We start from the raw sequence: 15,561 nt of genomic DNA, 5'->3' as shown, positions 1-15,561 counted from the left end.
GCCTGTGCGTTTGTCGATCGCGGAGTGTGGAGCACCTCACATCAATGCCGGTGCTCAACGTTTCCGCCCTATAAAGGCTAACCTTTCGCCAGCGATTCGCCAGGGAGACGGGGGTGGCAGGGACCGCCGCCCGTCAGCCGGCTTCGGGGAACGGCGGCACCAGGTGCAGCGCGCGTGGCCAGCGCGCCGGCGGCGTGCCGAACGCCCGGTCGGCGTTGCGGATGATCTTCTTGCCGGCGAAATAGTTGCCGACGGCCCCGACGACGATGCCGATGCCCACCGGCAGCAGCTTGCCGAACATCAGGACGCCGCGTCGCAGCGTGTACCGCTTGACCCACGACTTGAGCAACCGCGAGTTCAGCAGGGACATCGACGACAGCGGCACGGCGGCCACGGTCTCGGAGATCCAGCCGCCGTTGGTGCGGGCCGGGCCGAAGAGCTGGGCGACCGTCTCCTTGCTGTTGTCGCCGACCAGCACCGAGAGCACCAGAGCCCGGCGCCGTTCGCGGTGGTCGGCGGGGATGTCGTGCACCACGGCGACGGCCAGCACGAAGAACGCGGTGGCCTCCAGGAACGTCACCGTCTCCGCCGCGGCGGCGGACAGCGCGCTCAACGTGCCGATGCCGGGGATGGTCGCCGCCGCGCCCACCGCCATGCCGCTGGCAGTCACGATGCCGACGTAGCGTTTCCGCAGCTTGGCCAGGATGTCGGCGGGGCTGCTGTTCGGGTGCGCGTTGCGCAGGCGGGCCACATACGCCTCGGCCGCCGGGCCCTGGATCCGCGAACTTCGCTCGATGACCTGCGCCAATGCCCGTGCGGACGCCTTGGGCGTGCCGTCGGTGGGCGGCGCATGATCCGCGTGCGACATGCTGAAAAACCGGTTCGAAGACCGCTTCCGTCGGGCCCGCATCTTGCCTCTCCTGCAAATGGCGTCTTACCAGGCTAACGCGCCCGCACCCGAACACCGACCGAACACGAACCTTCGCCTGGTGTACCCGGGATCGGGTCCGTGCCTGCCCCCGATCGCCGCAGCGGCAATAATGCAGGCTGGACGTCGTGACGGGCGGGCCGGTCGACCAGGCGCCGCGCGGCCACGCAGCGTCGGGAGCGGAAACGAGGTGGGTAGATGACCACGGCGACGCCTCCGTCGTCCGGGGGAGCCCGGCGCGCGGCGCCGGACCCAGCTCACGTCGCCAACCGCTGGAACCTGCTCACCCAGAACTCGCCGCAGTCGCAGAAGCCCTGGAACGCGCTCTGGGCGATGATGATCGGCTTCTTCATGATCATGGTCGACTCGACCATCGTCGCCATCGCAAACCCGACGATCATGACCAGGCTGCACATCGGCTACGACACGGTGGTCTGGGTGACCAGCGCCTACCTGCTCGGTTACGCGGTCGTGTTGCTGGTGGCCGGGCGACTCGGTGACCGATTCGGCCCCAAGAACCTCTACCTGATCGGTCTGGTGGTGTTCACCGTCGCGTCGGTGTGGTGTGGGCTGTCGGGCAGCGCCGCCATGCTGATCGCCGCCCGAGTCGTCCAGGGCGTCGGCGCCGGGGTGCTCACCCCGCAGACCTTGTCGACCATCACCCGGATCTTCCCGCCGGAGCGGCGGGGCGTCGCCGTGAGCCTGTGGGGCGCCACCGCGGGGGTGGCCAGCCTGGTAGGGCCGCTGGCCGGCGGCGTGCTGGTCGACGGGCTGGGATGGCAGTGGATCTTCTTCGTCAACGTCCCGATCGGCGTGCTGGGGCTCGCGCTGGCGTACTGGCTCGTCCCGGTGTTGCCCACCCAGTCGCACCGGTTCGACCTGGTCGGCGTCGCGCTGTCCGGGGTGGGAATGTTCCTGATCGTGTTCGGACTGCAACAGGGCCAGGCCGCGCACTGGGAACCCTGGATCTGGGCGATGATCGTCGCCGGCATCGGGTTCATGACGGTGTTCGTGTTCTGGCAGTCGATGAACACCGACGAGCCGCTGATTCCCCTGGCGATCTTCGGCGACCGCGACTTCGGCCTGTGCAACGTCGGGGTGGCCATCGTCTCGTTCGCGGCGACCGCGATGATGCTGCCCCTGACGTTCTACGCGCAGGCCGTCTGCGGGCTGTCGCCGACGCGTTCGGCCCTGCTGATCGCGCCGATGGCGGTCGCCAACGGCGTGTTCGCTCCGTTCGTCGGCCGGATGGTGGACAGATACCACCCCCGGCCGGTCCTAGGCTTCGGATTCTCGGTGCTGGCGATCGCGCTGACCTGGCTCACCTTCGAGATGTCGCCGGCGACGCCGATCTGGCGGCTGGTGCTGCCGTTCTTCGCGACGGGCGTCGGGATGGCGTTCGTGTGGTCGCCGCTGACCGCCACCGCGACGCGCAACCTGCCACCACGCCTGGCCGGCGCGGGATCGGCCGTGTACAACTCCGTCCGCCAGCTCGGCGCGGTGCTCGGAAGCGCCGGCATGGCCGCGTTCATGACGGCGCGAATCGGCGCCGAGATGTCCTCGCAGCCGTCCGCCGGCCCCGGCGGCGAGGGGACGGCCACGCTGCAACTGCCCGAATTCCTGCGCGACCCGTTCGCGGCCGCCATGTCGCAATCCGTGCTGCTGCCCGCGTTCATCGCACTGTTCGGGATCGTGGCCGCCCTGTTCCTGGTGGGCTTCGCATCGCCGGCCGCGGCCGGCGGTCCGCCCGAAGCGGGCGACATGTTCGACGACGACTACGACGACGACGACTACGTCGAGTGCATCCTCGTGCGCGGACCCGAACACGAAGCCGTGGCCCCACCGCGCGCGGCGTACGGTGCCGAAAGCCGCGCCGAGCCGCCAGCCGACCGGGTCTTCCGCACGCGCCGAGCGCCCGCCGATGTGCGGACCAGTCCGCGCGACGACCCCGTTCCGCATGGCGGACCAATTGGGTTCGCGCACAACGGCTCTCATGTCGACGCCCGTCAGCGCTTCCGTCCGGTCACCGAGCCGTCGGCACGCGCCTACCGATCTGCCCCGAGCGACCGGGCGGCGCCTCCCGCGGAACGGCCGCCCGACGGTTCGACGCGAGGTCAGCGCCACCGCCGCGATCCCGACGACAACCCGACCGGCTACGGCCGCCATTCGTCCGGCCCCTAGGCGTGGGCCGGGCTACGGTCAGACCGGCTCCGTCAGCGCCAGGAACGCGCCCAAGTCGATCAGGCCCGCGGGCGTGCTGGGCAGGTATTCGGTCAGTGACGCCGAGCGCACGATGACGGTCGCATACTGGGCCCGGCTGATGGCGACATTGAGCCGATTCCTGTTGAGCAGAAACGAGATTCCGCGCGGTACCACGTCGGCGGAGGAGGCCGTCATCGACATGAACACGACCGGCGCCTGCCCGCCCTGGAACTTGTCGACCGTGCCGACCCGGATTCCGCCGAGCCCGGCGACGGTCAACCGTTGACGCAACAGTGCCACCTGGGCGTTGTAGGGCGCCAGCACCAACACGTCGGATGCGGTCAGGGGCCGCGTGCCGTGTTCGTCCGTCCACGACGCGCCCAGCAGCCGATCGATCTCGGCGGCGATCGCGTCGGCCTCTTCCGGGCTCTCGGTCGAGTTGCCGTGGTGCCCGACGGTAAGCGTCTGAACGCCGGGCGGGTATCCGGACAGCCGTCGGGCGGCGCTGCATTCGTGGGAATGCAGCCTGCCTTCGTAGGACAGCGCGGAGACCGCGGCGCAGACCGCCGGATGCATGCGGTACGAGCGGTCCAGGAAGTAGCCGCGTTGGTCCGGCAGGGTGCGCTGACCGTCCACCAGCCAGTCGAGCGCCGAGGTGTCGACCGGGTCGGGATGGGTTCCCTGGCTGACCTGCGGCAGCTGCTGGGGGTCGCCGAGCAACAACAGGTTGGCGGCCGCCGGCGCGACCGCGATGGTGTTGGCCAAGCAGAACTGGCCCGCCTCGTCGATCACCAACAGGTCGAGGCTGTCCGGGGGTATCCGGTTGGCGTTGGCGAAATCCCATGCCGTGCCGCCCACCACGCAGCCCGCGGTGTCGGCGATGAACGGGGCGTAAGCGCTGCCGTCGATCTCTCGCCAGCGTGGGGCGCCGTGCTCGTTGCGTTTCTTTGCGACCCGCGCCGGGTCCAGCCCGGTGTCGACGACGCAGTCCAAGAGGTTCTCCACGGTGGCATGCGATTGCGCCACCACGCCGATGCGCCAGCCATGCTCGGTCGCCAACCGCTGGACGACGCGGGCGGCGGTGTGCGTCTTGCCGGTGCCCGGCGGCCCGTGTACCGCCAGGTACGACGAGTCCAGGTCCAGCAGTGCGGCGGTGATGTCGGCTGCGGTGTCGGCGCCACGCGGCAGCCCGTTGCCGCTTCGGGTGCGGGGCGCGCGGCGCAGCAGGATGTCGACGACGGCGCTGCGGGGAAGCCGCGGCAGGCCGGCCGCGACGGCGGTGGCGGTGGCTTCGATCGACTCCCGCAGCGCGGTCGTCGGAATCGGCGGGCCCGGGGTGAGGGCGAATGGGAGTTGGTGAAATGGCTTGCCGTCGTTGCCCACTCGCTCAACGATGGTCACCTCGGTGGGCAGCGCCGGATCGTCGGCCTCGATCACCGTGGCGCGTCCGGCGGCCCGCCGGTCGGGATCGTCGGACATGCCGGGTGGTGCCGGGGGGTCGTAGAGCGCGAAGACGTCGCTCATCAGTTCGCCGCGCGCCAGCTCGCCGCGCAGCCGCACCCGCCGCTGCGGCTTGCGGGCGCGGGGCGGGATGTTCCAGTCGACGCTGACCGACGCGTGCTCGGCGATGAAGACGTCGGTGTCGTCCGCCCACTCCTCGACGGGGAAGTTCAACCGGTCGAAGTGTGCCCACCAGAACGGTTTGTCCTCGCGCCGGTGGTAGCCGCGCGCCGCGGCCAGCAGCGCCACGGCCGTCTGCTCGGGCGTGCGCCCGCCGGCGGCGGCGTCACCGGTGGACCTCGACAACGTCGCCGCGAGCCGGTCACGGTCCTCGACGGTGTTGCCGCCCCGCACCGGCTGGGCGCCGATCGGCAGGACCCCGGATTCGTAGGCGCGCAACATCAACCAGTTCCGCAGTTCCTGGGTCGAGCGGCAATCGTAGTGGTTGTAGTCCTCGATCTCCTTGAGCACGGACGCGGCCTCGTCGCTGCGGCCGTCGGCCCGCAGTTCGCAGTACCGGGCGTAGGAGGTGATCGAACCGGTGGCCGTCGTGACGTCACCGGCCCGCAGCTGCGCTCCCATGTAGAGCGGCTCGAGTGCCTTGAGACTGAACGACTCCGCGCCCACGCGAATGCTCTTGCGCACCAAGGGGTAGAGGTCGACGAGCGTTCCGCTGCGCAGCAGTTCGTCGACCTGGTCCTCGCCGACGCCGTAGCGGCCGGCGAGCCGCAGCAACGCCGTCTTTTCATACGGCGCGTAATGGTAGATGTGCATGTTCGGCCGGCGTCTGCGGCGCTTGGCGACCATCGCCAGGAAATCGGCGAGGGCCTTGCGTTCGTCCACCCGGTTGTGCGCCCACAACGGGCGAAACGTGCCGGACGGCCCGGCTTCCAGGACGCCGAACAGGTATTCCAGACCCCATTCCCGCCCGTCGAGCGTCCACAGCGGGTCGCCCTCGAAGTCGAAGAACAGATCGCCCGGGTCGGGCTCGGGCAGCAGCGTCAGCGGCTGCGGATCGACGATCTCGAAAAGTGGCGTGCCGCTTTCACGTTGGCGGACTTGAAGTCTCGCCTGGGCGGTCAGCTTGCCGACCGCTCCGGGCGAAAGGTCCGGCACGGGGCCGGTATGCCGGGCCAGCTCGGGCACCGTGGTGATGCCGGCGTCGATCAGCTTGTCCCGCTGGCCCACTCGCATCCCCGCGACCAGCAGCAGGTCGTCGGAGGCGCGCACCTGCTCGGTGCACAACGCACAACGGAAACAGGCGCTTACACGCTCGTCGTCCCAGCGGACCGGGGCGCGGCCGGCGTGGTGCTCGTCGAGGAGCCGCTGCAGCCGCACGCGCTGCGCGCGGTAGACCGGAACCAGGTCGCGGACGCGGTAGCGGGCGGCCGTCCCGTCGCCCAGGTGCAGTTCGGCCTCGGGCGCCACCGGCACACCCGAGGCGTCCAGCGCGTCGGCGTAGGCGGCCAGCTGCAACAGCGCGGTCACGTTGGCCGATCGGGCCAGCTTGGTGTCGATCACCCGGTACCGGTCGTCCTCGCGCACCAGGAAGTCGGCGAAGCCGACGAAGCGGCCGTCGAACATGGCGGCCTGATAAATCGCGGGCGCGCCGCCGGCCATGGCGCGCCGGGTCGCCTCGGCGGCCGCCGCGAGGCCGGCCAGCGTGTAGGCCGGGCGGCCGATGACCGCGACGCCGTCGCCGAACTCGTCGCGCAGCCGGTCCAGTTCGCGTCGCTCGTGTTCGTTTCCGAGGGCAGCGGTCCGTGCGAGGAGGTCGTCCTCGGTCGCGGCGGCGGGGCCCCGGCCCAGCTTCGCGTCGAAATCCCGCAGCAGTGCGTACTCGCACCGGGCCGCCGCGGCGAGATCCGACGCGCTGTACACGATGCTGTCGCCGGTGACGAACACAGCAGCAACTGTAGGGGAGGGGACCGACGGAAACGCGGTGTCGCCGGTGGGCCTAGTGGCCCGGGGCGTTACCGATCAGCTCCACGCCGTTGCCGTTCCAGTGGAACCGCACATCGGTGGTCAACCCGTTGATGCCGCTGGGGTAGGTCAACGCCACGGTGTCGCCGGTGGTCTGCGCCGCGTCGACGCCGTTGAACCCATAGGTGTCGGGAACCCCCTGCGGGATGAACTGCCCGAGGTGGAACAGCACCGCGCGGGTGGTGGGGTTGACGGCGTTGGTGTTGGCCTTGATGATCACCGCCGACAGCTGGGCGCACTGGTTGTAGTTGCCGGCCAGCGGCTCGGGGTTCCAGCCTTGCTGGCTGCGCGGGTCGCGCGGCAGCTCGGAGACCACCTTCGCGATGGTGGGCGCGGCGAGGTTGACCGCGCACGGGTCGGCCGGCGCGGCGCTGCCGCCCGGCGGCGCGGCGGCGACGGAGGGCTGGGCCGGCGCGGTGATGGACGGCGTGTCGGTAGTGGTCGTAGCCTGCGGCGTCTTCGCGACCGTGGAGTCTCCCGACCCACAGCCGGTCAACGTCATAGCGATCAACGCGGCAGCGGCCGAGCCGGCCAGCCGCTCGGTACGGCGGGGTGGCGATGACACATCGGGCACCGTACCGTCATCGCGCGCGCGGGTGCGAGAGGCGTGGCCGGGCACGCACCGCTGAGCTCGCGATCACCGCGGGCCTGCATGGTGGTGACCCGCAGCGCTCAGTACCGCTGAGCTCGCGATCACCGCGGGCCTGCATGGTGGTGACCCGCAGCGCTCAGCACCGCTGAGCTCGCGATCACCGCGCGCCTGCATGGTGGTGACCCGCAGCGCTCAGCACCGCTGAGCTCGCGATCACCGCGGGCCTGCATGGTGGTGACCCGCAGCGCTCAGCACCGCTGAGCTCGCGATCACCACTAGACTCCTGGGCGATGAACCTCCCGGACAGCTCTCCTGAGGCTGCCTCTCCGACCTTTGCCGACCTGCAGATCCACCCCTCGGTTCTGCGGGCGATCGCCGACGTCGGCTACGAGTCACCGACGGGCATCCAGGCCGCGACGATCCCGGCGCTGATGGCGGGCTCGGACGTCGTCGGGCTGGCGCAGACCGGCACGGGCAAGACGGCGGCGTTCGCGATCCCGATCCTGTCCAAGATCGACGTCACCAGCACCGCGACCCAGGCGCTGGTGCTGGCCCCCACCCGGGAGCTGGCCCTGCAGGTGGCCGAGGCGTTCAGCCGCTACGGCGCCCATCTGCCGAAGATCAACGTGCTGCCGATCTACGGCGGCTCCTCCTACAGCGTGCAGCTGGCCGGGCTGAGACGCGGCGCCCATGTGGTGGTCGGCACCCCCGGCCGGGTCATCGACCACCTCGAGCGCGGCACCCTGGACCTGTCGCGGGTTGACTACCTGGTGCTCGACGAGGCCGACGAGATGCTCACCATGGGCTTCGCCGAAGACGTCGAACGCATCCTGGCCGACACCCCCGAGTACAAGCAGGTTGCCCTCTTCTCGGCGACCATGCCGCCGGCGATCCGCAAGCTCACCACCAAGTACCTGCACGACCCGTTCGAGGTCACCTCCAAGGCCAAAACCGCCACGGCGGAGAACATTTCGCAGCGCTACATTCAGGTCGCCGGCCCGCGCAAGATGGACGCGCTGACCCGCGTCCTGGAAGTGGAGCCGTTCGAGGCGATGATCGTCTTCGTGCGCACCAAGCAGGCCACCGAGGAAGTTGCGGAAAAGCTCAGGGCGCGAGGCTTTTCCGCGGCCGCCATCAACGGCGACATCCCACAGGGCCAGCGCGAGCGGACCGTCGCCGCGCTCAAGGACGGCGGCATCGACATCCTGGTCGCCACCGACGTGGCCGCGCGGGGGCTCGACGTGGAGCGCATATCGCACGTGCTCAACTACGACATCCCGCACGACACGGAGTCCTACGTGCATCGCATCGGCCGCACCGGCCGGGCCGGGCGTTCGGGGACCGCCCTGCTGTTCGTTTCCCCGCGGGAGCGCCACCTGCTCAAGGCGATCGAAAAGGCGACGCGCCAAACGCTCACCGAGGCCGAGCTGCCCACCGTGGAGGACGTCAACGCCCAGCGGGTGGCGAAGTTCGCCGACTCCATCACCGCCGCGCTGGGCCGTCCGGGCATCGACCTGTTCCGCAAGCTGGTGCAGGACTATGAACGCGAGCACGACGTCCCGCTGGCCGACATAGCGGCGGCGCTGGCGCTGCATTCCCGCGACGGCGAAGAGTTCCTGATGGCGCCCGAGCCGCCACGCGAACGCCGCGAGCGGACGGCCGAGCAGCGCGAGCGTGCCGAAAAGTCAAGGCAAACAAGGCCACTCGCCACATACCGCATCGCGGTGGGCAAGCGGCACAAGGTCGGCCCGGGCGCGATCGTCGGCGCCATCGCCAACGAGGGCGGCCTGCATCGCAGCGACTTCGGTCACATCGCGATCGGCCCGGACTTCTCGCTGGTGGAATTGCCCGCCAAGCTGTCCCCGTCGACCCTGAAGAAGCTCGAGCGCACCCGCATTTCGGGGGTGCTGATCAACCTTCAGCCGGACCGGTCGGCGAGCAAGCCGCGCAGCCGGGACGGCGGGAAGCCGCGCAGGAAACACACCGGATGACCCTGTCCGAAGAACAAGACGCCCAGGGCGGACTGGAGCAGACCGCCCACGTCGACCGGGTTGCGTCGCTGACCGGAATACGCGCCGTCGCCGCCCTCCTCGTCGTCGGCACGCACGCGGCCTACACCACCGGCAAGTACACCCACGGTTATTGGGGCCTGGTCGGCTCCCGCATGGAGATCGGCGTGCCGATCTTCTTCGTGCTGTCCGGTTTCCTGCTGTTCCGCCCGTGGCTGAAATCCGCCGCCACCGGCGCGCCGCCGCCGTCGCTGAGTCGCTATGCGTGGCATCGGGTTCGGCGCATCATGCCGGCCTACGTCATCACTGTGTTGTTCGCCTACGTGCTGTATCACTTTCGAGAGGCCGGACCCAATCCCGGGCACACGTGGCTCGGGCTGGTGCGCAACCTGACGCTGACGCAGATCTACTGCAACGGCTACCTGGGTAAATACCTGCATCAGGGCCTGACCCAGATGTGGAGCCTGGCCGTGGAGGCCTCGTTTTACGTGCTGCTCCCGCTGCTGGCATACGTGCTGTTGGTGCTGGTCTGCCGCCGGCGCTGGCAGCCGAGGCTGCTGCTGGGAGCGCTGGCGGGGTTGACCCTGATCAGCCCGGCCTGGCTGGTCCTCGTGCACACCGACCACTGGTTTCCCGACGGCGCGCGGCTGTGGCTGCCCACCTACCTGGCGTGGTTCCTCGCCGGGATGTTGCTGGCCGTCCTGCAGGCGATGGGCGTGCGCGGCTACGCCTTCGTGGCCATCCCGCTGGCCGTCGTCTGCTATTTCATCGTCTCCACTCCCATCGCCGGTGCACCCACGACATCGCCGGCGACGTTGAGCGAGGCGCTGTTCAAGACCTGCTTCTACGCGGTGATCGCCGCGCTCGCGGTGGCGCCGCTGGCCCTGGGCGACCAGGGCTGGTACTGGCGGCTGCTGGCGACCCGGCCGATGGTGTGGCTCGGCGAGATCTCCTACGAGATCTTTCTGATCCACCTGATCACCATGGAGTTCGCCATGGTCTACATCGTGCGCGCGCACGTCTACACCGGCTCGATGCTGAACCTGTTCCTGGCAACGATGGTGCTGACCATCCCGCTGGCCTGGCTGCTGCACCGCTTCACCCGCGTGCGGACCTGAGCCGTTCGCGCGGCGGGTGTGACGACGGCGAGGCGCGCCTAGCCGCGGGCGGGCACCGGCGTCACGATCGGGACGACGAACTCTTCGATCATCGCTCGCTCGTCGGCGTCGTCTCGACCGGGGAACTGCAGCAGCGATGTGATCACTCGCACCACCCAGCGCGCCCGGCGCTCCACGATGGCGGGGTCTTCCGGCCCGAGCGAGCCGATGAACGCGGCGGCCAGGGCGGTGATGACCTCGGACTGCCCGGCCACCTCGGCGCCGATCGGGGGCCGGGTGATGGCGAACCACGACGCCAACGCGCGGCTGCCGCGAACCATCCGCAGCGTCGCGGCGATGCTCGCGACAAGGCGTTCCCGGGGATCGTCGATGCCGCCGATCTGCTCTTTGATCGCGCGGCTGAGCCGTCGGGCTTCGCGGTGCACGTAGGCGGTCCGCAACGCCTCGCGGTTCTCGAAGTACCGGTACAGCGTCGCACGGGAACACCCTGCGGCCCTGGCGATGTCGTTCATGCCGATCGAAGCCTGGTCACGTTCGGTGTAGAGCCGCTCGGCGGCGTCGAGGATCCGGTCTGCGGCCGCCTCGGTGCGGTGCGCGCCCAGCCAGTCGTTCGGCATCAGGACTTCACCCGAATAGGTACCGACAGCGGGCGCCGCACGTAACTGCCGCCCGACCAGACGATCGCGGACTCGTCGATCTCGAAATCCGGGCAGCGGGTGAGTAGTTCGGTCAGGGCGACGCGGGATTGCATCCGCGCAGCCGCCGCGCCCAGGCAATGGTGGGCGCCCTGGCTGAAGGTCATGATGTTGCGCGGGCGCCGGGTGACGTCGAGATCACCGGCGTCCGGGCCGTATTGGCGCTCGTCTCGGTTGGCCGACCCGTACAGCAGTAACACTTTGCGCCCGGCGGGGATGGTGGTGTCGCCGATCGTGACGTCGCGGGTGGCCGTGCGGGCCAGTCCCTGCACCGGCGAGGTCAGCCGGAGCAGCTCCTCGACCGCGTCGGGAATCAGCCCCGGATCGTCGACCAGCAGCCGCCGCTGGTCAAGGTGGTGATGCAGCAAAGGCATTGAGCCGCCGAGCATTCCGGTGGTGGTGTCGTTGCCGCCGGTGACCATGGTGAACGTGAACGCCAGCACCGACAGGGTGCCGGCGATATCGCCGTCGGCGCCCACCCCCGCGGCCACCAGATGCGAGATGGTGTCGTCCTCGGGCTCGGTTCGGCGGCGCTCGATCAAGCCGGTGAAGTAGGCCATCATCGACCCGACCGCCTCACCCACCGTTTCCAGCGCCCCGGTTAATCCAGCTTCCAGGCCGCCCTCGGCGGTGTTCGCCGCGACGATGACGTCCGTCCATCCGTCGAATTGCGCCCGATCCGCTTCGGGGACCCCGAGGTAATGGGCGACGACCATCGAAGGCAACGGCTTGAACAGCTCGGTGACGATGTCGCCGCCACCGTCGGCACGCAGCCGCTCGACCCGCTCGACGACGAATTCGCGGACCTTGGGTTCCACCGCCTCCACCTGTCGTGGCGTGAAGCCGCGTGACACCAGCTTGCGAAACTCGGTGTGTACCGGCGGGTCCTGCATCACCATCGGTGGATTATCTTGCAGCCCAATCATTTCCAGGTCGCCGTAGTTGACGGTCAGCCCCTGTGCGGAGGAGAACGTCTCGTGGTCGCGCGCCGCGGCCCAGACGTCGGCGTGCCGGGACAGCACGTAGTAGTCGCGCTCGGGCCGTTTGGCCGGGACGACGTGGTGCACCGGATCGTGGTCGCGAAGCGCGCGGTACATCGGCCACGGATCCGGCCAGCTGTCGGCGGTGGCCAGTTCGAACGCGACCGGTGCATTGTGAGACATAACCGCACTCATGTCTCATTGGTACGACAATCGGGATGATATGTCAACGCCGGCTAGATGCCCGCTCCCGGGTTGAGGATGCCCTGCGGGTCGAGCGCCTGCTTGATGCGCCTGTTGAGATCCATCACCTCCGGTCCGAGGTAGCCGGCCAGCCACGGCCGCTTCAACCGGCCGACGCCGTGCTCGCCGGTGATCGTGCCGCCGAGGCCGACGGCGAGGTCCATGATCTCGCCGAACGCGAGATGGGCGCGCTCGGTCATTGCGGGGTCCGCGGGGTCGTAGACGATCAACGGGTGGGTGTTGCCGTCACCGGCGTGGGCGATCACCGAAATCGTGAGGTCGCGCTCCGCGGCGATGTGCGCGATGCCGGTGACGAGCCGGCCCAGCGCCGGCAGCGGCACCCCGACGTCCTCGAGTAGGAGCGATCCCTTGGCTTCGACCGCGGGGATGCAGAACCGGCGGGCGGCGACGAACGCCTCGCCCTCGTCGGGATCGTCGGTCGAAAACACTTCCGTCGCACCGCTTTCCGCGAACACCGCGGCCATGATCTCGGCGTCCTCGCTGCCGGCCCGGCCACGCTCGTCGCTGCCGGCCACCAGCATGGCCGCCGCCCCGCGGTCCAGGTCCATGCGCAACGTGTCCTCGACGGCGTTGATGGCCACCGAGTCCATGAACTCCAGCATCGACGGGCGAAGCCGCGCGGTAACCCCGAGCACCGCGTCCACGGCCGCCTCCACCGACGCGAACGACGCCACCACCACGCTGGACGCGTTCTGCTTGGGCACCAGCCGCAGCGTGACCTCGGTGACCACGCCCAGCGTGCCTTCGCTGCCGACGAACAGCTTGGTCAGCGACAGACCCGCGACGTCCTTGAGCCGCGGCCCGCCGAGCCGGACCGCCGTGCCGTCGGCCAACACCACCTGCATGCCCAGCACGTAGTCGGTGGTGACGCCGTACTTGACGCAACACAGCCCGCCGGCGTTGGTGGCGATGTTGCCGCCGATGCTGCAGATCTCGAACGACGACGGATCCGGGGGATACCACAGGCCGTGCTCGGCGACCGCCTTCTTGACCTCGGCGTTGAACAGACCGGGCTGACATACCGCGGTGCGGGTGACCGGGTCGACGGTGATGTCACGCATCTTCTCCGTCGACAGCACGATGCCGTTGTCCAGCGCCGTCGCCCCGCCCGACAGACCGCTACCGGCTCCCCGGGTCACCACCGGGACCCGGTGGGTGGTGGCCCACCGCAACACGGTCTGCACGTCTTCGGTGCACCGCGGCCGGACCACGGCCAAGGGTTTGCCGGCCGACGGGTCGAAGGCGCGGTCCTGACGGTAGCCCTCGGTCACGGTCGGGTCGGTGACGACCATCCCGTCGGGCAGACCGGCAACCAGCTCGGCCAGGACATCAGCATTCACGACCCGATCCTACGGACCCATCAGCGCTGTACAGTTGAGCGATCCTCGACGGGTGAAGGGGTTGAGCAGCGTGTTTGGACGCAGAGCCCTCAGCAAGGTCGGCGTCCGCGCGTTTGCGGACGTCCTCGCCGCCGAGCAGTCGGCGATTTCGGTCACCCTCGGCAACCCGAATCTGGTGAACAACACCGAGGTTCGCTGGAAGCTGCTGCTGCGCGTCACGCCCGATGCCGAACCGCCGTTCGAGGTCAATGTCAACGCGCTGCTCCCTCAGCTGAGTCAACCTCGTCCGGGCACGCGGCTGCCGGTGCTCTACGACCCGAAGGACCACAGCCGCGTGCAAATCGACCCTCGGCCGGCGGACACGGCCGACGTGGCGATCGAGGCCGTGACCGCGGCCCGCCCCGACCTGGCGGGCGCTCAGGTGATGGGCATGCCGATGACCGACGTCATCCGCCAGGCCATTGCCGATCCCACCGCATTCCGCCAGGAGATGATGCGGCGCGGGGCCGAGATCCAGCAGCAGGCGCTCGGCGCGGTGCAGGCGGCGCAAACCCAACATGCGGCGGACCCCGTCGATCGCCTCGAGAGGCTGGCGGCGCTGAAGGACCGCGGTCTGCTCACCGACGAGGAATTCGAGCAGCAAAAGCGCAAGATTCTCGGCGAGTGAATCACAGCGGCGATTCCTGGCTCGTCTCGAACGCCGGCGCGCGGTCCAGTTCCCGCAGCGACGGCAACCTGGTGGCAACCAGCCCGATCACCAGGATCGGCACCGCCAACGCCAGGAAGGTGACCTGCAATCCGGCGGCATCGGTGAGCGGACCGGCCACCAGCAAGCCCAACGGCCCCGCGGCGTAGGTCAGCCCCGCCATCACTCCGACCACGCGGCCGCGCAGATGGTGCGGCGCCCGGGTCTGCATGACGTAGTTGTAGATGGGCTGGATCGGCCCGTATACCAGGCCGGTCACCCCGCAGAGCAGCAGGATCACCGGCAGCGACGGCAGGAAGGCGATGCCGACCGTCGCGGCGCCGAAGGTGAGGGTCGCCGTCAGCACGGCCGTACGCCGCCGGGTGTGTTTCGAGAGCACCGCGTAGCCGAGCGCACCCGCCACGCCGCCGACCGCGAGCGCCATCAACGCCCAACCCAGCTCGGCGGGCTGGTGCCGGTCGGCGAAATACTTTGGGAACAGCACGCTTTCCATCGGCAGGTAAAGCGCGGTCACGGCCAGGTCGATCAGGCCGAGCGTTCGGAGCACCCGCAGCTTCCACACGAACCGCAGCCCCTCGACGACGCCGGACACCAGGCCTTCCGGGCGGGCCGCCTGCTGAGGCTTTCCGGCACCCTCGAGGCGCAGCGCCCCAATGGCCAAGAGGGACAACCCGAAACAACCCGCCGTGAACCACATCGTGTTGACGCCGCCAACCGTGGCGATCATCAAGCCGCCGATGCCCGGGCCGACCATGAACCCGAGGTTGAGCACGACCTCGTAGAGGCTGTTGGTGCGGTCCAACGACCAGCCCGCGCGCGCGGCGGCCTCCGGCAGCATCGACTGGCGCGCCGTCATCCCCGCCGGATCGAAAGCGGCCGCACAGAAGGCCAGCACGGCCAGCATGACGACGCTGATGGCATCCACGCCGAACAGGCGGGCGGCCAGCGGCACGGCGGCCACCGCCGCGCACGACAGCGAATCGGAGACCAGCGACACCCGCCGCCGCCCGACGAAGTCGACCGCGGTGCCGGCGACCAGCGTAGAGAGCACGAGGGGCAGCGTCATCGCGGCGGCCACGACCGACGCGTCGCGGGCGCGGTCGTGGTGCTGCAACGCGAGCCAGGGGAACGCGATGATCGAGACGCCGGTACCCGTCGTCGCCATCAGTGTGGCGGACAGGATCAGCAGCGCCGGGCCTCGGCTCGTGTGGCTCATGGGTATCCCGGGGAGAATTTAGCCGCTG

The 15,561-nt window shown here is 69.6% G+C and carries 11 protein-coding genes; 4 read left to right on the top strand and 7 right to left on the bottom strand.

Annotation, left to right across the window (positions count from 1 at the left end; all coding sequences use genetic code 11):
* Positions 1 to 133: 133 nt before the first annotated feature.
* Positions 134 to 910 carry a hypothetical protein gene (locus G6N51_RS12100; RefSeq protein WP_083174900.1) on the bottom strand — a complete coding sequence of 259 codons (777 nt, stop codon included), beginning with the start codon at positions 908 to 910 and terminating at the stop codon, positions 134 to 136.
* 216 nt (positions 911 to 1,126) lie between these two features.
* Here G6N51_RS12100 and G6N51_RS12095 point away from each other — a divergent pair, with 216 nt between their 5' ends.
* Positions 1,127 to 3,109 carry an MFS transporter gene (locus G6N51_RS12095; protein WP_083174897.1) on the top strand — a complete coding sequence of 661 codons (1,983 nt, stop codon included), beginning with the start codon at positions 1,127 to 1,129 and terminating at the stop codon, positions 3,107 to 3,109.
* Between the two features lie 18 nt (positions 3,110 to 3,127).
* On the opposite strand, the gene G6N51_RS12090 is transcribed toward G6N51_RS12095, so the two are convergent.
* The gene (locus tag G6N51_RS12090) at positions 3,128 to 6,535 is read right to left on the bottom strand and encodes a TM0106 family RecB-like putative nuclease (RefSeq protein WP_083174890.1); all 3,408 of its coding nucleotides are present in this window, start codon (positions 6,533 to 6,535) and stop codon (positions 3,128 to 3,130) included.
* A 52-nt stretch (positions 6,536 to 6,587) separates the two neighbouring features.
* The gene (locus tag G6N51_RS12085) at positions 6,588 to 7,187 is read right to left on the bottom strand and encodes an LppP/LprE family lipoprotein (RefSeq protein ID WP_083174931.1); all 600 of its coding nucleotides are present in this window, start codon (positions 7,185 to 7,187) and stop codon (positions 6,588 to 6,590) included.
* A gap of 308 nt (positions 7,188 to 7,495) precedes the next feature.
* Between G6N51_RS12085 and G6N51_RS12080 the strand changes: the two genes are divergently transcribed.
* The gene (locus G6N51_RS12080) at positions 7,496 to 9,196 is read left to right on the top strand and encodes a DEAD/DEAH box helicase (protein WP_083174887.1); all 1,701 of its coding nucleotides are present in this window, start codon (positions 7,496 to 7,498) and stop codon (positions 9,194 to 9,196) included.
* On the top strand, positions 9,193 to 10,332 hold the full coding sequence (locus tag G6N51_RS12075) for an acyltransferase family protein (RefSeq protein ID WP_083174884.1): 1,140 nt from the start codon (positions 9,193 to 9,195) through the stop codon (positions 10,330 to 10,332). The genes G6N51_RS12080 and G6N51_RS12075 overlap by 4 nt, the downstream gene beginning before the upstream one ends.
* A gap of 38 nt (positions 10,333 to 10,370) precedes the next feature.
* On the opposite strand, the gene G6N51_RS12070 is transcribed toward G6N51_RS12075, so the two are convergent.
* The 3 genes from G6N51_RS12070 to G6N51_RS12060 are packed head-to-tail and all read right to left on the bottom strand — an operon-like array spanning position 10,371 to position 13,611.
* Positions 10,371 to 10,949, bottom strand: a complete 579-nt coding sequence (locus G6N51_RS12070) for a TetR/AcrR family transcriptional regulator (protein ID WP_083174881.1) — start codon at positions 10,947 to 10,949, stop codon at positions 10,371 to 10,373.
* The gene (locus G6N51_RS12065; protein WP_083174878.1) at positions 10,949 to 12,202 is read right to left on the bottom strand and encodes a cytochrome P450; all 1,254 of its coding nucleotides are present in this window, start codon (positions 12,200 to 12,202) and stop codon (positions 10,949 to 10,951) included. The genes G6N51_RS12070 and G6N51_RS12065 overlap by 1 nt, the downstream gene beginning before the upstream one ends.
* A gap of 41 nt (positions 12,203 to 12,243) precedes the next feature.
* Positions 12,244 to 13,611, bottom strand: coding sequence for an FAD-binding oxidoreductase (locus tag G6N51_RS12060; RefSeq protein WP_083174875.1), 1,368 nt, complete (start codon positions 13,609 to 13,611; stop codon positions 12,244 to 12,246).
* Between the two features lie 70 nt (positions 13,612 to 13,681).
* Here G6N51_RS12060 and G6N51_RS28955 point away from each other — a divergent pair, with 70 nt between their 5' ends.
* Positions 13,682 to 14,278 carry an SHOCT domain-containing protein gene (locus G6N51_RS28955; RefSeq protein WP_197747119.1) on the top strand — a complete coding sequence of 199 codons (597 nt, stop codon included), beginning with the start codon at positions 13,682 to 13,684 and terminating at the stop codon, positions 14,276 to 14,278.
* Between the two features lies 1 nt (position 14,279).
* On the opposite strand, the gene G6N51_RS12050 is transcribed toward G6N51_RS28955, so the two are convergent.
* Complete coding sequence (locus G6N51_RS12050) at positions 14,280 to 15,533, bottom strand: MFS transporter (protein ID WP_083174869.1); 1,254 nt, start codon at positions 15,531 to 15,533, stop codon at positions 14,280 to 14,282.
* Positions 15,534 to 15,561: the final 28 nt, after the last annotated feature.

The sequence above is a fragment of the Mycobacterium paraseoulense genome, from assembly GCF_010731655.1.
GTDB classification, from domain to species: Bacteria; Actinomycetota; Actinomycetes; order Mycobacteriales; family Mycobacteriaceae; genus Mycobacterium; species Mycobacterium paraseoulense.
The sequence above is the reverse complement of the archived record's forward strand: the minus strand, read 5'-3'. Positions and strand labels throughout refer to the sequence as shown.